We start from the raw sequence: 21,654 nt of genomic DNA, 5'->3' as shown, positions 1-21,654 counted from the left end.
TATTTAGTTATATGCTTCTTTTGTTGAATTTGGTTTTTTTTTTGTCTTTTATTTTTTCGACAAATCCTTTGCCTTTAGTGTTAGGCTTAAATTTTGCTGCAAATTTACCAGGCTCTGTTTGTTGTTTTTCTACAGTTTTATCTTTCTTTTCTTTTATTTCTACTTTTGGTGTTTCTTGGTTTAAATTATTTTGTGCTTGTTTTAAAATATCTTGTTCTTTAGCTTTATCAATATTATTATTTACATTATTTAAATTTTCTTCCCTTTCTTTAGATTTTTCTGTTTCAGCTTTTTGTCTTGCTTGTTGTTTTTCTGTTACTAATTCATCAATATTTTCAGGAGGCGGTGAGATATATTTATCTATACTGCTAGTCAAATTTTCAAATGATTTCTGAAGATTGCGTAAAGGTTTTTGAGTAAGTTTATAAGTTCCGGTAGCGACTAGACCTCCGGCTAAAATACCTGCTCCTAGAATAACAGCTTTAGTAGCAAGGGCCGTGCCGGTGACCAATAATACAGGCATCGCTACAAAAGGTGCAGCTGCTACTGCAAGACCCGCTACTACGGCAAGCCCTACTAAAAATTTCTTACTTGCTAAAAAATTTGTTACGCTGCTAATTCCTGATGTAGTAGTTTTAGCAATTTTTGTACAAAGCTGTCCTACTCCGGTTTTCAGAAACCAACCGCTTTTTTCTCTTGCATGAATTTTATCTTGTAATTTAGCATGTTCGTTAACATTGACAGATGTTTTTTTACCGTCTTTATCTTGATGATCTAAATTCCCTTTAGCCTCACCTTTAGTATCATGCATCTTTGTAGCATCGTTGATTTTTGCTTTATCAAAATCTGCTCCTTCTTTATTAATTCCAGCTAGATTTGCTGCTTTTAGATTTGCTTGTTTTAGATTTGCTTCTTTAAATATAGCCTCGGCTGCTTCTACTGCTTGCATATCGGCATTTTCAAGCACCGCTTTAGTGAAATCGGCTTTAGTAAGATCGGCACGCTGCATAATTGCATTTTTAAAGTTAGCTTCCTTAGCATTAATATTTTTAGCAATAGCATCAGAAATATTTAATCCTTCAGCTTCTGCTTTTTCTAAAGTAGCATTACTTAACTTAGCAAATTGTGCGGTTGCATTAGTAAGCGTAGCGTTTGTAAGATCGGCATATTCAAGATTTGCTTTATCAAGGTTTGCTTTTGTTAAATCAGCGTTCTTAAGTTTAACACGCTGCATTATAGCTTCTCTTAAGTCAGCTTCTTTTAAAGATAGTATATTTTCAAATTCAGCATCGCTAAAATAGGCATTCCTTGCAGTTATGCCTTGCATGTTACATTGCTCTTTGAATTTTGCTTCTAACGCACGTGCATTATTCATAAAAGCATTTTCAAGATCAGTAGAAACGATATTTGCTTGATCTAGAAGTGCATTATTTAAAACTACTCCCTGCATTTGAACTCTTTGCATATCTGCATAAGCAAGTGATATACCGGTAAGATTAGAATTTTTCCATTCTGAATCTTTAATAATTAACTTTTCGGCATCGGCATTAACCATCATAACAGCATTAAATTTGCTATTTGTTACCTCTGCTTCAGATAAATCTACTTTAGGCATGTAAGCTCTCGACATATCGCTATTTTCAATTTTGCTATTTTTAAGATCAGCAAAAAGAAATCCTGCGTTACGAGCCGTAACATTTTGAAAAACGGCATTTTGTAAATTAGCTCCTTCAAAATTAGTAAAATCTAAATTACAATCCGAAATTTTAATATTTTCTAAATTAGCTGAAGCAAATAATGTATTCTTCAGGTTAAGATTAGTAAGGGTTTTACCTGATAAATTAATTTCTGAAAGATCAGGGATTATATGTGTATCTTTTGAAAGATTTTTTTGTTTTCTAACAAAATCGGTAAGAGATAATTTTGTGTCAGATTGTTTTGCTGCTTCAGCTAAATATAGATCAAATTCGGCAGAAGTTAATTTTATATATTCTTTCGGTATATCACGCTCTTTGGCAGTCGAACCTATAATATATGATGGGTCTAGTTTTATTTGTATTTCTTCATTTTTTAGCTGCTCAAAAATATCTGCAAGACCGTTACCGCAGAACATTCTAAGATTATCTAAAGCATATATTTCAGTTTCTAATTTATTTACTTCATGCTGTAACTTATTGATTCTTGCTAGTTCATTTTGTCGGTTTTGAGCAATAGTTTCTGCACTATTCCAAAAAGCATTTAAAAGATTGGTAGCAATCCCAGGATTATCTAGGTTTTGCTTTAGAGTTTCTAACTCTTCTTGCTTAGTCTTTAGCTCTTTTGATTTAACTGTATGTAAAGTTTCTTCGTCTTCCGTAGCTAAAATATATTTCTTTTTATTTGTAGTTTCATCTATAACTACTTCTTTAATGCGTTCTTTTTCTAAATCCTTATCTATATATTTATTTAATCTTTCAAGATCTGAAAAAGATAGTTTTATATCTCGTATTTTATCTTTTAGATTGGGGATTTTATAGTTATCATAATCATAATCTTTATAATTAAAGTCTGTGTAATGAAGATTTGCTCCTCTAAAGTCGGTACCGATAAATGTACAATCATTAAATTTTACATTTGTTAAATCTGAATCACATAATATGGTATTTGTTAAGTCACAATTATTAAATACGGCATCTGTTAATATTGTACCTTGGAAATTAGCATTGACTAAATCTGCGTTAATTTCCATATTTTCTAAGCTAGTAATAATAATTTTATCATTATCTTCAGCGAAATATTTATTTTTGATAAAATCATTTAATGAGACACTAGGGTTATCTTTTATATAACCAAGATAATCGTTTAAGTCTTTTTCTTCACATTTATATATATTAAGATTTGTCATATGTTTTCTATATGATTATAAAATGCGTTAATAATAACACATTACTAATTATTTTTCCAGTATTTTATTATTTATTTCTTTATAAGCTCCGGGTTTTAGATTATCTATTGTAAAACTACCATATTGAATCCTAATTAATTTGTTAACTTTTAGTCCAAAATACTCGAATATTCTTCTAATTTCCCGATTTTTTCCTTCAAATAAAACTACTTCAAACCAAGAATTACTCTTATTTTGCTTAAGTAACTTTATCGAATGAGGATTATAAAATATCCCGTCAATTTCTAAATTTTTATAATCGCTTTTTAGTAGAATATCAGACTTCCCATATGCCCTAACATGATATACTCGCTTTAACCTATTTGAGGGTAGCTCAAACTGACGAGCTAAGTCACCGCTATTAGTTAGTAATAACAAACCTTCGCTATTTAAATCCAGTCTACCTATTGAAATAACACGAGGTAAACCGGTTAGTTGTTCAAACACCGTTTTACGAGATAAAGGGTCTTTATGAGTGGTAATTAAACCGACAGGCTTGTAATAAATCCAAAGCCTTGGTTTTTGCGATTGATTGATTAATATGCCTGATACTTCAATTTGATTACTAATATCAACATTTGTAGCCGGTGATAAAATTGTAATGCCGTCTACTTTTACTTGCCCTTCGAGTATCAGCTTTTCAGCATCACGCCTAGAACATATTCCTGCATTACTAATTATTTTGGCTAATCTCTGCATTTTTAAATATAGTAAATTTCATAGACATCTTTCCAAACCAGCTTCTGAGGTGATTTATACGTCGAGCCTAGACTCGCATGGCATTGTTGCGTGGACCGGTAAAACCTACTCTGTCACCCCGTGGCTTGCTAACTAGGTCCATAAAAACAATAAAAAATACTAATAATTTTAGTATTTTTAACTGGATCCCGTGGTCAAGCCACGGGATGACAGTGGTTTGGGAAGATGTCTAATAAGAATATATAAAAATACCTCTAAAAAGCAATATTAATAATTTGACATAAATTATTAATATAATTATACTACATCGTTACATATGATTTAACAAAATTATACGAATGTTAATTTTACTTATCAAAACTTTTTTCTTTAAAATCTTATCTTCTTTTTTTAGCTGATTTTCTTTTTAGCAAAAATTACATACTTTTTTCTTCAACCTAACTTTCATTAAATTATGCAAAAACTTATTGGTTCAATCCTGTTAATTTCAGGTACTTGTATAGGTAGCGGTATGATAGCACTGCCGATGGTATTAGCAAAATTAGGTATAATACCTAGTATAATATTGATGTTTATAATTTGGTTTATAATGTATTATACTTCTTTAATTAATCTAGAGCTTAATCTTCAAGCTGGTAAAGGCTTAACACTTGGGACACTTGGAAAATATTTTTCAGGACATACTGCTCAAATCATTGGTACGGTAAGCCTTAAGCTCCTTTCATATGCTTTACTTGCAGTATTTATATATGGAGGTTCTTCAATATTACAGAAGTTATTAGCTTTAGATACAAGTATAACTTATATAGGAGCATGGTATGTTATTATTAGCATTCTAATATTATTATTACCTCTAAAGTTAGTAGATTATATAAATCGAGTGCTATTTATCGGGTTACTTATAATAATTGCAATTTTAGTTATTGGACTTGTTTCCATGATTCAGTGGGATAATTTACCTTTATTCTCACCAAATTATAAAGAAATATCTATATGGGGCGTAGTAACTCCGGTAGTTTTTACTTCATTTGGTTTCCAAGTAATCTTCCATACCTTAACTAATTATTGTAACAAAAATGCTAAAATGCTAAAGACGGCGTTTTTGTTTGGAAGCTTAATTCCTGCCATAGTATATATAATTTGGACTTGTAGTATTCTTATTGTAGTAAATCATAGTAATCCAACATTTTACCAACAAATGATCACAAGCAATGTAGAAGTCGGAGATTTAATTAAGGAATTAAGTAATATAGCAAAATGGCAGTCCGTGCAATTATTAGTTTGGATAATTTCAACTCTTGCTATCGCTACCTCAATACTCGGAGTAGGAGTAGGGCTATGTGATTCCCTTAAAACTATGTTTATGAATTCGATACCGAATGTAGTAATTCGTAATATGACTGCTTCTATTGTTACTATATTACCGGCTTATATTGTAGCAGTAGTAGTACCTAATGCTTTTATTACAATTTTAGGGTTTGCCGGTATGATTCTTGTAATAATTGCAATTTTATTACCGGTTTATCTGTTATATAAAGCAAAGATAAAGAATTTTTATTATCCTGAATTGCAAAAACAATATCTAATTATTATATGCGTAATTGTCGGAATGCTTATAATGGGCTATGAACTTGTTAACATATTAGCTAAATAATAATAAAGCTATTTATTATTGCTTTATAAATACAAATATTGTAATATTGAAAAATAGGAATTTTGTAAATATAAATATTATGATAATAGGAAATAATATAGAAACAATTAAACAGGTGGGAAATAACGGGCAAATCTCATTAGGAAAAAAATACGCAGGAAAACAGATACAAGTTTTAACCTTAAGTGATGGTACTATAATAATAAAGCCTGGTAAGTTTATTCCTGATAATGAGATGTGGCTTTATAAGAACAATAATAATGAGGTGCTTGATAAAGCAATAAAATGGGTAGAAAAAAATAAACGACGTGAAAATTTTGATGAAATATTAGAGTCTATAAAGCATGACTAAAATATTATTAGATATGAACTACCCTGCTTTTCAAGAACAGTTATTTAGTTTAGAAAAGATAGAACAACATGCATTACTTTCTGCTTTAAAAAAAATCAAACAATTAAGTTGGGATCAATTATATAAGGATAAAGGTATAAAATGGGAGTTGATTACTTCTAAAATAACTTCAAAAGATAATAATATTTATTCATTTAGATTTTCTCAAAAATATCGTGGTACTGCTTATAGAGATGGAAACTATCTTGTGTTACTGGCAATATTTACAGATCACGATAGTGCTTATAATTAAACAGAATTAAAAGTTCTTTTCTCCAAATTACCAAATTTAGAAAATTGACTATCATAATAAAGCGGAACATTTCCAACCGGTCCGTTACGATGTTTTGCAACAATTATATCGGCAATATTATATACTTTATTGAGCTTATCTAACCATTCGGCATGTTTAGCATCGCCTGCTGCCGGTTCTTTTCTTGTTAAATAATATTCTTCACGGTAAATAAACATTACTATATCAGCATCCTGTTCTATAGTTCCTGATTCTCTAAGGTCGGATAGCATAGGTTTTTTATCCTCACGTAGTTCTACCGCTCTCGAAAGCTGAGATAACGCAATAACCGGAATATTTAACTCTTTTGCTATTGCCTTTAAACCTTGGGTTATTTCTGAAATCTCGCTAACTCTATTTTCAGATTTACTTACTCCTCTAATTAATTGTAAATAATCGATAAATAATATACCGAGATTATGCTTGCGTTTCATTCTTCTAGCTCTTGTTCTTATAGCGGAAATAGATAGAGCAGGGGTATCATCGATAAAAAACTGTAATTCCGATAAAGTATTTGCTTCTTTGCGAAGACGGTTATATTTTTCTTCACCTAGAATCCCCGTACGAAGAGAGGTAGAATCAATTTCTGCACACATTGAAAGTAGACGTGTGGTTAGCTGTTCTGAGGACATTTCTAAAGAGAAAAAACCTACCGACTGAACTTCTTGATTATCCCTAATATTTTTAAGACGCATATTATTACAGGCGTTAAGTGCAAGGTTTATAGCAAATGCTGTTTTACCCATCGATGGACGTCCTGCAAGAATTATAAGATCGGAATTATGAAAGCCGAATAATTTATTATCTAGATCAAGCAAACCGGTAGATATACCGATTACGTGATCGTTATTTTTCATAGCTCTATTGATGCTAGCAAGGGATTCTGAAATAGATATACCGATTTTGGTAAAACTTTTTTCATTTAAGCCTTCGCTAGCTAAATCGTAAAGTTTAGCTTCGGCATGTTCAATCTGTTCCTTTGCTTCAACTTCTAATGAAGAATTATAGGCATTATTTACTACTTCTTCACCGATATTTATTAAATTACGCTTTATTGCTAAATCATATATTATTTTACCGTAATCAATCGGATTTATTACCATCATTGACATAGTTATCAATTTTGCTAAATATTCCGCTCCTTCTATTTCTTGAAATAGTTCATCTTGAGTTAACATACTACGTAAAGTAATAGGTGTAGCTATCAAACCTTTTTCGGTAATTTTTTCAATTGCGTTATAGATTTTTTGATGAATAGGCTCAAAAAAATGTTCATCACGTAAAAATTCCGATACGTAATTTAGTAATTCGTTGTTGGTTAAAATCGCCCCAATTAGCATTTGCTCTGCTTGAATATTTGAAGGTAAAACCCTTGGTATAGGAATATCTGCTTCTTCGTTAGCAGCTATGTTTTTGTCATTATTTATTTTATTACGTGCCATTGTTGTTTATTTATAGTAATTAACGAATAAGTATAATTTTACAATTTAATTGCACATTAGCCCATGCTTTATCAGCAGTATATATAGGATAGCCAGTAGTTAAACCAAGTGTAATACAAGCTCGATCTCCAAGTGATAAGCCTAAGTGATTGGTTTGCTTTTTAATCGAGGCAGCAAGAAAAGATTGTTCTTGATCGAAGTTAATAACGGAATTAATCAACGGTTCTATAGCATTTTTACATTCGTGAAGTGACATTTCAGATTTTAACAAAATTCCTGCTACTTCGGAAACATTAACAGAAGACATGTATATATTTCCTAAGAATTTTTCTAATTCTAGATTAACAGTTTCGTTTTTAATTAGAGCTAAGAGAGTGGAAGCATCAAATATTACATTATTCATTTTTTGCTTCCTGTTTGCGTTCAGCAATTAGTTTATCTACTAAACTTTCTTCGGGTGAATAATATTTATTAATAATATTACGAGATTTCTTTAACATAAAACTTAATGGAGAAATTACTACTTCATTTTCTTTGAGAGTAAATATTACTTTATCACCTTCTTTTAAATGTAATTGTTTCCGATATGAGGCTGGAAGAGAAATTTTACCGCCTTTAGTTATTTTAGCACTATTTATCATATATATACCATAACCATAAAATAATATATAACTATATATTATACTAAAAATAATAATAGTACTATTATTATTTTTAGTAACCAATTTTTAATTAAACACTCCCCCAGCGTTTAATTAAATTAGTTTCAATATCGAAAAAATCTAAAACTCTAGTAATAGAATGATTTACTATATCATCTATTGCTTTAGGGTTATTATAAAAAGCCGGTACGGGCGGTGCTATGATACCGCCGTAATTCGCTACTTTTAACATATTTTCTAAATGTCCAATATGCAAAGGCGTTTCACGGATCATTAAAATAAGTTTTCGTCTATCTTTAAGTACAACACCTGCCGCTCTACTAATTAAACTATCTTCCATTGAGTGAGCGATACTTGCTAAGGTTTTCATACTACAAGGGGCTATTATCATGCCTGAAGTTTTAAAAGAGCCGCTTGAAATAGTAGCACCTAAATCTTTATCGTCATAATAATAATTTGTAAGTAGCTTAACTTCATCTATAGAATATTTAGTTTCAAGCTTTATAGTAAGAGCTGCTCCCTCTGAAATAACTAAATGAGTTTCGATATTTTGTTCTTTTAGTACTTCAAGCAAACGAATACCGTATATAGCACCTGATGCTCCGGAAATTGCTATAATAATTTTTTTATCTTTATTCATCTAGGTTTCTATAATTTATCAGTTTAGTATATAATAAAAAAAAAATTATAAAATACATTATATATGCGAATAGCAAAAATATTATTACCGGCAGCAAAATTATTCCCTCTAGATTATTTAATCCCTGAAAGTTTAGTTTTAAATATCGGCGATCTTGTCATCGTGCCTTTTAGAAGTAAAGAATTAACCGGCATAGTATGGGAGTTTGCTACTATTCCTGAAGCATCGAGACTAAAAACCGTAAAAGAAAAAGTACCGCTAGATTTAAGTATTACTTCAGAAGTTTTAGAATTAATTAAATGGATGAGTAGCTACTATATGTCAGAACTTGGGAGTATAGCCAAGTTAGTATTACCTATAGATATTGCTGAAAAACCGATTAAAGTTAAAGAGCAGAAAGTAAATAATAGCTTTGTGCTACCTGATTTGTCGGAAGAGCAGAAACAAGCAGTAACAATTTTGAATGAAAGTAATAAGCCAACACTTATTAAAGGTGTTACGGGATCAGGTAAAACAGAAATATATTTTCATCTAATAGCAGATTACTTAGTAAAAGGTAAACAAGTGCTTATTATGCTGCCTGAAATTGCTTTAAGTACACAAATTATTAATCGTTTTATAGAGCGATTCGGTTTTGAGCCTATCATATGGAACTCAAGCGTTACCAAAGCTCAAAAGAAAATGATTTTAAGAGGTATATTAAGCGATAAAGTTAAAGTAGTAATTGGGGCTAGAAGTAGTTTGTTTTTACCTTTTAAAAATCTTGGTTTAATAGTTATAGATGAGGAGCATGACGATTCCTATAAACAAGATGACGGTATATTATATAATGCTCGGGATACGACCATCGTAAGAGGTAAATTTGATAAAGCACAAATCGTTTTGTGTTCGGCAACACCGTCTATTGAAACGATATATAATATAGAAACAGGTAAATATCAACTGGTTACATTGGTTAATAGATATAAAGATGTCGATTTGCCAAATATAGAAATAATCGACATGACTAAAGAAAAGCTAGCTAAGAATTCCTATTTATCCAAGCTTCTTATAGAAGCTATCAAAGATAATTTAGATAATAAAAAGCAAGTATTATTATTTCTTAATAGGCGTGGTTATGCTCCGCTCATGCTATGTAAAGCTTGCGGTCACAGATTTACCTGTAAATTCTGCTCTTCTTGGATGGTAGTACATAAAGCGACTAAAAAACTTGAATGTCATCATTGCGGTTATCAAAGTAAAATTTTTAGTTCTTGTCCTGAATGTCTAGAGGATGAAACATTAACTATCTGTGGTCCAGGTATAGAAAGAATAGAGGAAGAAGCGAAAGCACTCTTTCCTGAGAATAAAATTGCGGTGATAAGTAAAGATCATGCTAAAAACCCTGAAAAAATAGCACAGCTTCTACATCAAATGGAAAATCTAGAAATTGATATATTAATAGGAACGCAAATGATAACGAAAGGCTATCATTTTCCGAATCTTACTTTAGTTGGAGTAATAGATGCTGACCTTGGTAGTAATAATGCCGATCTTAGAGCATCTGAGCGAACTTTTCAGCTACTGCATCAAGTAGGCGGTAGAGCGGGTAGGGGTGATGGTAAAGGTGTAGTATATTTACAAAGCTATTATCCTGATAATATAATTTTTAGTTATGTTAAAGCCGGCGATGAAGATAGTTTTTTTGCAAATGAACTTGAAATAAGAAAATCAGCAGATATGCCGCCATTTTCTAAAACAGCATCGATAATTTTATCAGGTTCCAATGAGTCTAAAATTTTAGAGATTGCTAGAGCTATGGTCCGAATTGCACCAAAAGCAAACGTGAAAATTTTAGGACCGGCAAGCTCATTAATGTCAAAGCTCGCCGGTAAATATCGTTACCGGATACTTATTATAGCCGATAAGAAATTTAATTTGCAGAAATATTTAAAATTTTGGCTAAGCCTTATAAAAATTCCTTCTTTTTGCCATCTAAAAATAGATATTGATCCTAAAAGTTTTTATTAGCTTCTATATCTTTCTCCTTTATTCTTCGATGGTGGTACATTAGATGAATGAGGGGAAGGATTAGTAAGAGATTTTTGTATTTCTGCTATAGCTTTTTTAGTATTTTGAGTAGAATTTTTTATAGCATCTTTATAAAAAGCAGCTTTAGCTTTATCTCCGGTAAATGAATATTTTATAAAATTACCAATATTTTTCCAAATAGGATTATTATCCATTTTTGTAGTTTCTTCACACCATTTACCTACCTCTTTCAGTTTTGCTTCAACTTTAGTTATAGCAGCTGGATTATGTTTATTATCATCATAAATTTGAATAAGGTTATTTACTTTTTCTTTAAATTCAATGTGTTTTCTACTTTGTTTTAAATGACCTATTATATCATCATTGTTTACTAATTCTCTAAGATTATCAATTATATCAGGTAATTTAGGTGGCTCAGGTAATTTATAATGTTGATTGATTTTCTCAAATTTATCTTTGTGCGGATGATTCTTTATTAGATCATCTTCTATAAAAGAAACAAACTCTTTTTGAGGTACTCCTACTTGATTTATTAGTCGACCTAATGATTGTTCATAAGCTTTAACAGTAACGTCAAGACGCTTTCCTGCCATAGAATTGCTTAATTCTATATAGCGGCTAAATTCCGGAATAAAAGCATCTTTGGTATCAATATTATGATCTTTAAAAAATTTCTCTATTTTTTCTTGTATGCTTAAATTAGATTGTTTTTTAGGTGTTTCTTCCGATACTTTTGTTTGTTCCGGAGCGGGTTTTGAAAAAATAATAGGCTTTTGGGTTTCCACTTGTGGAGATGGATTATCAACAAATATATCAAGTGCTTGGGAATGTGTAGTTAAGTCAGTCTCTTTTTTATGTGTCTCGTTCCATTCCTTTATTTTCTCAGGAGTAGGTTTTGGAGGAACAGCCGGTTTTGTATTTTTTGGTGGGGTATCTGACATATTTGTTTTGTTTTCCCACTCTTTTATTCTATCTTTTACTGATTTTGGAATATTATCTTCTGCCATATTAAGCTCCTATATTTATTTACATAATTAAACCATATTTTTATTTTCGTTAGTTTGCTTAAATTTTTTATAAATTGCAAGCAAAATTTCTTTTTGTAATGCAATATTTTTACTATAAGATAATTAGGTTATATATTTTATATATTAGAATCCAAGTTATTAACTAAAATGAGATGTGAATTTTATGTACCCCCTTATTAGACTTAGAAGAAATAGAAAAGCTTTTTGGCTTAGAGAATTAATAGCCGAAAGTAGCTTATCGGTTAATGATTTAGTGTTGCCTTTATTTGTTGTTGAAGGACATAATGAAAGACAAGAAATTAAAACTATGCCCGGTATATATCGCTACTCTATAGATCAAATAGTAGAGACGGCAAAAAAAGCAGCAGAGCTAGGTATTAATGCTATTGCATTATTTCCTAGTATTGATCAAAGTCTAAAAAGTGAAAATGCCGATGAAGCTTATAATTTAGATAATTTAATATGTAGAACTATTAGAAGCATTAAAAACGCTAATATCGATATTGGTATAATATGCGATGTAGCACTTGATCCTTATACTACAAGCGGTCATGATGGTATTGTGCATCATGGGGAAGTTGATAATGATAGATCGGTAAGAGCTTTATGTAATCAAGCATTAGTGCTAGCAAAAGCCGGAGTAGATATTGTTGCACCTTCCGATATGATGGATGGAAGAATCGGGGCTATAAGGGAATATCTTGACAAAGAGGGGTTTATAAATGTTGGAATTCTTGCTTATGCCGCTAAATATGCTTCAAGCTTTTACGGTCCGTTTCGTGATGCTGTTAAGAGTAATAAAAAGAATTATTTAGATAAATCAAGCTATCAAATGGATGTACGTAATATTAAGGAAGCAATGCTTGAGATTGAGCATGATATAGCAGAGGGAGCCGATATGGTTATGGTGAAGCCCGGTATGATGTTTTTGGATGTTATTCGTGAAGCGGCAAATAATTTTAATGCTAAAATTTTTGCATATCAGGTTAGTGGAGAATATGCAATGTTAAAATTTGCAGCAGAAGCAGGGGCAATTGATTGGGAGAAAGCTTTGATGGAGTCATTAATTAGTTTTAAACGTGCCGGTGCAACAGGTATATTTACCTATGCTGCTCTTGAAGTAGCTGAAATATTAAATAATACTCGATGAACTTCAAAAATTGGCTACGTCATCCTACAAGTACTGCGGTGCTCACTTATTAAGTATACGCTCCGCTCCTCGTCTTGTGGATTCCTTGCTCTTTTTGAAGTTGATCTTCGTATATATAATATATATTTTATTTAATTGGAATTAAATATACTTAAATCCAAATTTTGTATTATGGAGAGAAAAAAATGACTAAAGATAAAAAATCAGTATTTAAAGGTTGGAATTTTTTAAAGCCTAAAGGAGGCGGAGCTAATGAAGCAGGAGAGCATGGCGGCGTATATCAAAGCTCAGACGGTAAAATTACGGCGATGATAAAAAAAGAGGCTTCAAGCTCAAAAAATATAGCCGAGTTTTTAGGATCCCAAATTTTTGAAGCTATAAGTCCCGGAAATGGAGCAAAGGTTAATTTAATTGCTCCTGATGATTTTAATAAATCTAAAGCCGTTGATTCACAAATATATGTCAAATCTGAATTTTTTGAGAATTATAGTAGTGATATGTATGTGGACATGGATAAACATATGTCTGCTAAAACTAAACCGAGTTCTTGGTTTAGAAAGGACGGTGGTAGACCGCTTTTTATGGGAGCTAGAAATAAATTATTTAGAACCTTAGAAAATGCTTTTAAGGAAATTAAGTATCAGAACTTTGAAAACATTATGCCGGCAAGTTTATTGATCGGCGATTTTGATATACATGTTGGAAATATAGGAGTTATCAGAGATCAAAAAAATCCAAAAACTTTACCTAAATTAGTAAGAATTGATTTTGCCGGTAGTTTTGATAATTTAACAAATAATATCTACCCGCATTCAAGAGCCAAACATTTGCCTGGATTCGGTTCCACTAATCATTTTAGAGAATTCCCTTCTAATTTAAGAACAAAAAATCCTAATTTTGCCGATAGCTTACTTGCAGCTTCTAAAATTGATTTAAGCAAAACCATTGATAAAAGTTTTGATGAATTAACTAAATATTATAGTAATGAAGCAATTGCAGAATTTGCAAAACAAGCAATGCCAAAGAAATTTAATAATAAAAAGTCTAAAGAAATAACGCCTGAAGAAATTAAGGCTAGTTTAATAGATACAATGAAAAAAAGGCAAGAATCCTTAAAGGAATACGGCTTAGAAATTAAAGTAAATAGTTTAATTTCTAAAAAATATAGTTTTCCTTATTACGAAGTGAAAGAGCAAGGATTAAAAACATTAATGAAAGATTATCCTGATTATTTTGAGAAAATTCTTAATTATGAAGAAAGAAAAAAAGGAGGACAAAAACTTAAATTAAGAAATAAAATTACTACTAGTTTTGCAAGAATTTTAGAAATACTCGGTATTAGGGATAGTGCGAAAAAACATTTAATAAAGACAATAAAAAGTTTAAATGAAGATATTAAAGATGAAAGAAATTTAGCTGATTCTTCTGATAAAATAAAGAAAGAACCAAAACAAAAATCTGTAAAGACAAATATAGATACAAATAGAGAATATGTAGACGCTCTAGAAAAATTTAAGAAAGAAGTCGGAACGGATGATATTGTTAGTGTTACTCCAAGTCAATTAGGTTTGGTTAGAAAAGCTAAACAGAAAGACCAAGATTTATTAAAATTAGATGAAGAAGATCTAAAACATATAAAGAATCTAAAAGAAAAGGTTATGAAGCCTACAAAAATTACTTCGTCTAATGTTGTTAATAAAAAGTCTACACCGGCTAAAACGAGATAATAAATGAACCGAGCAACAAGAAGCCTACAACTAAGTAATTAATCAGTAAAAGCCCATATTGCATAGGAAGCTTAATTATCTCAATCTTTTTAGAAAAATACATGGCTTTTACTACTTTAAGATAATAAAAAGCAGCAACTACGCTGGTAAAAATACCACAATAAGCTAATACGAATTCTTCTTGATTAATTGCTTGGTAAAAAAGGTAATATTTACCAAAAAATCCTGTGAGAGGAGGAATTCCGATCATCGAGAACATAACTATGCTAATTACGGCAGCTATAGTTTTATGGTTCTCTGCAATTCCTTGTATAGTTTTAAAACTAGCTTTATCGGCGTCTTTACCGATTAGCATGATTAAGCAAGTAAAAAATCCTATACTTCCTACCGCATATATTAGAATATATAGTAAAGCTGCTTTATACCCTTCTTGATTATGCAGAAGAACGCCAATTAATACATAACCGATATTTAAAATAGTACTATAAGCCATTAATCTTTTTAGAGAAGTTTGACGAATAGCTCCAAAAGCTCCAAACAGCATAGATAATATAGCAATTATCTTTATTAAATTATAATTAATAGGATAGTAATTACCTATAATTAATTTGCTAATATTTAATAAAACAATAACCATACCTATTTTTGAGGCAGCGGTGAAATAAGTAACCGAACTAATCGGTGATCCTTCATATACGTCAGGAACCCAAAAATGGAGTGGAACGCTTGAGAGTTTAAAGAAAATACTACTTAAAAATAATACAATACCGATTATTAAACCAAGATTCATCCCAGAATTATCATTTAGTTTATATAAGATATCCTCAAATTGTAGGCTTCCGCCGAATCCGTATATAAAAGAAATCCCGAATAATGATAAACAACTAACTAAACTACCTAAGATAAAGTATTTTAAAGCACCTTCCGATGATTTAATATCATTTAATTTGAATCCTGCAAGTGCATATGAAGTTAAAGCAGTAAGCTCCATACCACAGAATAATAATAGAAAATTCCGTGATGAAATTGCAACAAAAATACCTACGACCGATAATAATATTAAAGTGATAAATTCAAATTTTAATTCCTCAGCAACAAGAATAGAGTAATCACGGTATATAATCATGGATATAATAGTGAATAGCAGTACTATGCTTTTACTAATACCGATATTTATTCCGGTAGCAAATGAGTACCATACTCCTTCATAGCTTGAGTACTTAAAGGTAAGAAAAATTGATAATATACATAATAAAATAATGATATTAGAAATAATTCTATTTTTATTTGGGATCATTACGGCAAAAAACTGCCCTAAAAGTGCTATTAAAGTCAAAGTTATTTCAGGAAGTAGCAGTAGCATATAAAACTAATATTATTTATGGAAATATAGATATTAGTAAATAAATCATTTTTTATCAACAAACTTATATATAATATTGAACTTTAATACTACCCCTAATTAAAATTATTTTCTTCGTAAAATTTTACTTAGCTCTAATCCCATAATAATTATTGCAACTTGATAATTATTAGTTGCAATAAATAAAAAAATAAATTATTTTGGTTAATCAATTTTAAATTGCTTAAACAAATTTAAATTCTTAAACTCATACCTATAATTGTTTTAATCTAATTAGGTTTTCTAATACAAATATATTTTCTACCATTAAGTAAAAATATGAAGCTTTCTACTTCAAAATCATTAACTGACAAGTTAAGAACCTTATATAGCTCTCACAATACTTTACCAAAGCTAATAGAAGATGAGAAAATCAAAGCTCAATCGTTAGAGGAATATTATGTAAAATTACAGATATTACTGAGTGAAAGCGATGAAGCAGATAAAGCAGCATTACGCGATAAAGTTGTCGGAGAAAAGAAACCGGTAGAAATAGAGAAAATTTTTAAAGCTATAAATACGGGAAAAAAGATAAGGGAGCTGCTTAAGAAAGAGCTACCTAATAAGTATGATGAGATTGATAATATAGTTGAATTACTAAACGAAGAAAAAAATGAGAAAAAAAAGTTTGATATACTTCGCAGGAATCTACCTAATAAAAGTGAATCGGAAATAAAAAATATAGCTGAATCAATAAGCAGAATTCAATCAGATATAGGTAAAGTATTATTACTCGGTAGTGCAGGAATAGGTAAAACCACGTTAATGCATTATCTATCTTATAAATGGGGAAAAGGAAATTTATGGAATAATAAATTTGAGTACGTATTTAGAGTTAAGTTAAAGGAATTGTTAAATGAAAGTTGGAAAGACGGTTATAGTGGGTATTTTGATATTAATAATTTATCTCAAAGTAAGCTTAATTGTTTTATCCATTATTGTTTAGGCGGTAGTGAAAGTACGTTAAGCGTTAAAGAAATAATGGATATCCAAAATAAAGATAAGATATTGTTATTACTTGACGGGTATGACGAAGTAGCACATTTAAATATTCGAGATGAATTTAAAAAGTTAATAGATAAAATATTAGAATATAAAAACGTAATAATGACTTCTAGACCTAATGCGGTTGTAGAAGAAATGAGTAACAGGTTTGAGCGGAAAGTAGAAAATACAGGCTGGGATAGTGAGGGAATAGAGCAATATGTAAATAAAAATTTTGAGTATGATAAAGAGTTAGGAGTGCAATTAAAAAGCTTTTTGGATACTCATAGCCAAATAAAAGAAATATGCGTAGTTCCTATCAATACTGCATTAATATGTTTGGTTTGGAGCGATAAAGATATAAGGGATAAATTTCAAAAAAACAGTGATGAAGATTTTAATATAAGTCAACTATATCATGAAGTAGTAAGTTGGCTTAATAATAGGCATCTAGCAAAAACCCAGCATAAATATAAGAATAAAACAGAAGCTAATAATCACTTAAAAAACATAATGAGATTTTTAGAGCAGATAGCCTATGAGTCACTCGTTGCAACAGGTAAATTAGTTGAAAGGAAATTAGTAGAAGATAAGAGAGATACATTAGATATAGATGAAGTTATAGAACAAGGATTATTAAAAAGAGAAGGAATAAATTATCAATTTATTCATTTAACATTTCAAGAATTTTTAGCCGCACTCCGTTTAAAAAATCAATTATTAGATAATCATACTAAAAACGAAAAAGCAGCTTTTATAGGTGAGCATCGAAACGACCCCAAATATCTAATGACTTTAAAGTTTTTAGCCGGAATAGTAAATAATGATGATAATCAAGAGTTAATAGAAATATTTTGGGAAGCCATAACATGTAACGTTAACGGAATATTAGAGCTAGGAATTGAAAGAAAGATTATATTATTAATGCACTTGTTAGCTCAAAGCAAAATTAATGGGAAATTTGACAACAGGATACCAAATCTAACACAAATCCAAAATTTAATAGATGATATTGTACTAAAAGATATTACAATTTGGGAACAACATATAATAGACAGCGGCTATTTATCGGAAAAAATAATTAAAACAGTAAATGAAAAATTACAAAATAAAGAAGCTGTATTTCAAGAATTTAAAACATCTACAGAAATAATCACAGGCTTAGCAAATAGAAATGAATGGGGTAGTAAAACTAAAGTTTATACAAGATTAATCGGCTTGTTAAAAATTAAAAATAAGCAATTAAAGGAGTTAGTATTACAAAAATTAGCACAAATATTAGATGAGACAATAGATGAAAAAGTAGTACGAGAAAGTTTAAAAAAAATAGTACCGTTATTAAATAAAGAGATATTAAATAAATATATAAAAATAATATTAGCCAAAATAATAACTATTGTACCTGATTTGGGCGAGGAAGTATTAAATCAAGTACACAAACTAAATAATAAATTCTTAAATGAAACTTTAATTACTAGTAGTTTGGTTAAAATATTAATAGTAATGCCTACTCAAAAAGCAATTACTATCTCAAAAAAGCTACTTATAAAACCTAACTATGAGCTTAAGTTTGCAGCTGCCTCTGGCTTGTTTTGGGCAGTAAAAACAATACCTACTCAAGAAGCAATTATTATTTTAAAAGAGCTACTTGTAAATCCTAATAGTGCGGTTAAGCATGTAATCGCTAATAATTTGCCTGAGATAATAAAATTGACACCAAGTTTAGCACGAGAAGCATTTATTTTCTTGAGAGAGGAAATTATGAATCCTAATGCTGGAAATAATCTTAAATCTGTAGCTACTGAAGGCATAGTAGAGATAGTAGAAACAAGCCCAAATTTAGCTTCGGAAGCATTTACTTTCTTGAAAGGAATAATTACGAATCCTAAAATTAACTATGAGGGCAAGTCTGAAGCTACTAAAGGCATAGCAAAGATAGCAAATGTAAAGTTAGATTTAGTCCAAGAAGCATTTATTTTCTTAAAAGTAATAATTACGAATTCCGGTAATGAATATGAGATTAAGGCTAGAGCTATTGAAAGTATGGTTGAAATAACAAGAGCGGCATCAAGTTTGGCACAAAAAGCGTTTACTTTTTTGAAAGTGATAATTATAAATATAAATCCTGACAATGACTATGATATTAAGCCTAGTGCTATTGAAAGTATAGCGATGATGGTAAAAATAAACCCAAATTTAGCCTTAGAAGCATTTACTTTCTTGAAAGGGGTAATTACAAATTCTAAAATTGATCCATATACCCAATCCATAGCTGCTCAAAACATATCGAAAATAGTAATAATGATGCCAAGCTTGGTACCAGAAGCATTTACTTTCTTGAAAGAGCTATTTACAAATCCTAAAGCTAACAGCGATGTCAAATTTGAAACGACTAGAAGTATAGCGGAAATAGCAAAAGTAATGCCTACCCAAGAAGCATTTACTTTTTTAAAAATAGTGATTATAAATCCTAAAACTAACCAGTATATTAAGCCCACAGTTACTAGAAGCATAATAGAAATAGTAAGAAAGACGTCAAGTTTAGCCGAAGAAGCATTTGTTTTCTTGAAATTAGTAATTACAAATCCTGATACCGGATATAATATCAGGTCTGAATTTATTAGAAATATAGCATTGGTAGTAAAGGGAGCACCAAGTTTAGCCCAGCAAGTCTTTACTTTTTTGAGAGAGATAATTGCAACTCATAACACTTATAACGTTGAGTATGAGGCCACTAGGAGTATTGCAAAGATAGTAAAAATAAAATCAAATTTAACTCAAAAAGCCTTTGCTTTCATAAAAAATAGAATTATAGATCATAAAGATGATATTAATTATGCAGCTGCTATAAGCTTAATTGAAGTAGTGAATGTAATACCACTTAATAAAGCTAGTTATAAGCCAATTAATGAATTATTAACAATAATTGATTTAACTAAAACAAAAGACCATTACAAAGAACTATACCTAGAAGCCCAAACCACCCTACACAAAATAACCCACCACCTTACTCAAGAGTACGAAAAAAGTAAAAACCCTGAAGTGATAGAATGGTTTACTGAGAGTTTTAACGAACTACCGAATATAAGTGAAACACGAATATTTTTAAAAGAAATATGTAAAAGCATATTAAAAAGCGGTGTTATAAATGAGTACGAGAGTAGGTTTATTTTAAATTGTATAAAGAAATATAATTTTACTTTTACGGTATCGGTTAGTAAAGAATCGGGAATAGAAGGTCAGATAATATTCGAAGATAGAAGTTATGAAATATTTACAACCGATAATTCAGCAAGCAAAATAGTAAGTTTAGAAGAGTTTGCAACTAAATTACTTGCGGAAACAGATGATCCGCTAGTAGAGCAGTATAAAACGCATAAACCTTTATTCCTGAATAAAGGTTTAGCTCTTAAAATAGCGGCAAGTGATATTAATTACGTAAGTAGTATTGCAAATGACAACACCAAACTTTCTACTGAAAAATATCTTTTATCTTATGCAGGTGATAATAAAGATAAGTTCGTAATGTTCTTAGAAAAAAGAAGTATTTTCGGTGAACATCTAATATATAAATTTGGTGAGGATAATTTAAAGAAAATAGCAACCATTTATCCAGCAGAAATTAACAAAGAACTAAGAGGGCAACTATTTAACGAATTAGAATCCCAAGAACAATTTAACTGCTTTATTAAGAATGAAAAGCTTAAGCTTGAAGAAGAAAAGCGGATATTTAAACATAGTAGTAAGCTTAAGTTTGCAACCGAAATAATTCAAGATGCGAAAATAAGGTTGGAAACCAGTAATTTTAAATTACTAGATGCTGGAGCAAATAAAAGATTAGATGCCCATGAAATTAAGATAGATAGCCACGATAAAACACTAAAAGATAGTGGAACAATACAAAAAGCAGAAATCTTTAGAGAAGTTGAAAGTTTAGCACAAGAAAACCCATTATTATACGATTACTGTAATACATTTTATTGGAATATAAAAAATATCATAAATGCTTGCTGTATTGCTGAAACTAAAATATTTAAAAATAATATTAATGAGAAAGAGGGTATAATAAAAATATTATCGAAAAGTCTAGATTTAATAATGAAAAATCTCTTAATAGATGAGTTAAAAAATTTGGCTTGCAGTATAGTAGAAGCAAGGCGTGAGAGAAAAGAGGAAAATAAAGTAATTAGTATAAACGATATTATTCGCAATACAATCGGAATGGAAGATTTAGACGATAACTTAAAGAAAATAGCTATTAATAAAACCCAAGAACGTAAAAACGAAATAATAAATCCCAAAAAAATGCAAGAAATACATATATCAAATTCTTATTCTTCGAAATTTCGAGCTAATATAGAAAAAACATTTAATAAGGTTAAAGAACTTGTAGGTCCTATAGAAAGAGATGATAAGGACAATGTAGCCGTGCAACTAGCTTTAAAGGACTCTATTTTGTTTATTGAATATCTATACAAAAACCGTGATGATATATTGAATAAAAAAAATGATTTTTACGTGCAGGATGAGAAGGGTGAAAATAGTAATATTGTTTAATGTTAATCTCTTCTGACACCCAATAAATGCAAAGCCATAAGCAGCAATTGTAACTCTCCTAAGAATCGTGCA

12 protein-coding genes and 3 pseudogenes are annotated in these 21,654 nt (G+C 30.2%); 7 read left to right on the top strand and 8 right to left on the bottom strand.

Annotation, left to right across the window (positions count from 1 at the left end; all coding sequences use genetic code 11):
- Positions 1–3 precede the first annotated feature (3 nt).
- Both H6P87_RS04295 and H6P87_RS04290 read right to left on the bottom strand, forming a co-directional pair.
- Positions 4–2,884 (bottom strand): annotated as a pseudogene (locus H6P87_RS04295) (pentapeptide repeat-containing protein).
- A gap of 48 nt (positions 2,885–2,932) precedes the next feature.
- Positions 2,933–3,622 carry a pseudouridine synthase gene (locus tag H6P87_RS04290; RefSeq protein ID WP_202068500.1) on the bottom strand — a complete coding sequence of 230 codons (690 nt, stop codon included), beginning with the start codon at positions 3,620–3,622 and terminating at the stop codon, positions 2,933–2,935.
- A 454-nt stretch (positions 3,623–4,076) separates the two neighbouring features.
- Between H6P87_RS04290 and H6P87_RS04285 the strand changes: the two are divergent.
- The 3 genes and pseudogenes from H6P87_RS04285 to H6P87_RS04275 form a co-directional block, all read left to right on the top strand.
- A pseudogene (locus tag H6P87_RS04285) lies at positions 4,077–5,174 on the top strand (amino acid permease); the annotation flags it as partial.
- A 181-nt stretch (positions 5,175–5,355) separates the two neighbouring features.
- Positions 5,356–5,628, top strand: coding sequence for a hypothetical protein (locus tag H6P87_RS04280; protein ID WP_202068495.1), 273 nt, complete (start codon positions 5,356–5,358; stop codon positions 5,626–5,628).
- Positions 5,621–5,920, top strand: coding sequence for a hypothetical protein (locus H6P87_RS04275; protein WP_202068494.1), 300 nt, complete (start codon positions 5,621–5,623; stop codon positions 5,918–5,920). Before H6P87_RS04280 ends, H6P87_RS04275 begins: the two co-directional genes overlap by 8 nt.
- Here H6P87_RS04275 and H6P87_RS04270 read toward each other — a convergent pair.
- The 4 genes and pseudogenes from H6P87_RS04270 to H6P87_RS04255 all read right to left on the bottom strand — a co-directional run bounded on the left by H6P87_RS04270 (position 5,917) and on the right by H6P87_RS04255 (position 8,703).
- On the bottom strand, positions 5,917–7,401 hold the full coding sequence (locus H6P87_RS04270) for a replicative DNA helicase (RefSeq protein ID WP_202068488.1): 1,485 nt from the start codon (positions 7,399–7,401) through the stop codon (positions 5,917–5,919). The two genes, H6P87_RS04275 and H6P87_RS04270, sit on opposite strands and share 4 nt — an antisense overlap.
- Before the next feature lie 19 nt (positions 7,402–7,420).
- Positions 7,421–7,804 carry a type II toxin-antitoxin system VapC family toxin gene (locus H6P87_RS04265; protein ID WP_202068487.1) on the bottom strand — a complete coding sequence of 128 codons (384 nt, stop codon included), beginning with the start codon at positions 7,802–7,804 and terminating at the stop codon, positions 7,421–7,423.
- Between the two features lie 148 nt (positions 7,805–7,952).
- Positions 7,953–8,042, bottom strand: a pseudogene (locus H6P87_RS07350) (AbrB/MazE/SpoVT family DNA-binding domain-containing protein); the annotation flags it as partial.
- Between the two features lie 91 nt (positions 8,043–8,133).
- On the bottom strand, positions 8,134–8,703 hold the full coding sequence (locus H6P87_RS04255) for a UbiX family flavin prenyltransferase (RefSeq protein WP_202068485.1): 570 nt from the start codon (positions 8,701–8,703) through the stop codon (positions 8,134–8,136).
- Between the two features lie 63 nt (positions 8,704–8,766).
- Here H6P87_RS04255 and H6P87_RS04250 point away from each other — a divergent pair, with 63 nt between their 5' ends.
- The gene (locus H6P87_RS04250) at positions 8,767–10,713 is read left to right on the top strand and encodes a primosomal protein N' (protein ID WP_202068483.1); all 1,947 of its coding nucleotides are present in this window, start codon (positions 8,767–8,769) and stop codon (positions 10,711–10,713) included.
- On the opposite strand, the gene H6P87_RS04245 is transcribed toward H6P87_RS04250, so the two are convergent.
- A complete protein-coding gene (locus H6P87_RS04245) occupies positions 10,710–11,741 on the bottom strand; it encodes a hypothetical protein (protein ID WP_202068478.1) in 1,032 nt (343 codons plus the stop codon). The two genes, H6P87_RS04250 and H6P87_RS04245, sit on opposite strands and share 4 nt — an antisense overlap.
- A gap of 184 nt (positions 11,742–11,925) precedes the next feature.
- On the opposite strand from H6P87_RS04245, the gene hemB reads away from it, so the two are divergent.
- Together hemB and H6P87_RS04235 are read left to right on the top strand one after the other, a co-directional pair.
- Positions 11,926–12,912 (top strand): porphobilinogen synthase, encoded by a 987-nt coding sequence (gene hemB, locus H6P87_RS04240; protein WP_202068475.1) that lies wholly within the window; start codon positions 11,926–11,928, stop codon positions 12,910–12,912.
- Positions 12,913–13,097: 185 nt separating this feature from the next.
- Positions 13,098–14,639, top strand: a complete 1,542-nt coding sequence (locus H6P87_RS04235; protein ID WP_202068464.1) for a hypothetical protein — start codon at positions 13,098–13,100, stop codon at positions 14,637–14,639.
- On the opposite strand, the gene nuoN is transcribed toward H6P87_RS04235, so the two are convergent.
- On the bottom strand, positions 14,626–16,002 hold the full coding sequence (gene nuoN / locus H6P87_RS04230) for an NADH-quinone oxidoreductase subunit NuoN (RefSeq protein ID WP_202068462.1): 1,377 nt from the start codon (positions 16,000–16,002) through the stop codon (positions 14,626–14,628). The two genes, H6P87_RS04235 and nuoN, sit on opposite strands and share 14 nt — an antisense overlap.
- 318 nt (positions 16,003–16,320) lie before the next feature.
- Between nuoN and H6P87_RS04225 the strand changes: the two genes are divergently transcribed.
- The gene (locus tag H6P87_RS04225; RefSeq protein ID WP_246437740.1) at positions 16,321–21,582 is read left to right on the top strand and encodes an NACHT domain-containing protein; all 5,262 of its coding nucleotides are present in this window, start codon (positions 16,321–16,323) and stop codon (positions 21,580–21,582) included.
- Positions 21,583–21,654: the final 72 nt, after the last annotated feature.

The organism is Rickettsia tillamookensis, from assembly GCF_016743795.2.
Classification (GTDB): Bacteria; Pseudomonadota; Alphaproteobacteria; order Rickettsiales; family Rickettsiaceae; genus Rickettsia; species Rickettsia tillamookensis.
The sequence above is the reverse complement of the archived record's forward strand: the minus strand, read 5'-3'. Positions and strand labels throughout refer to the sequence as shown.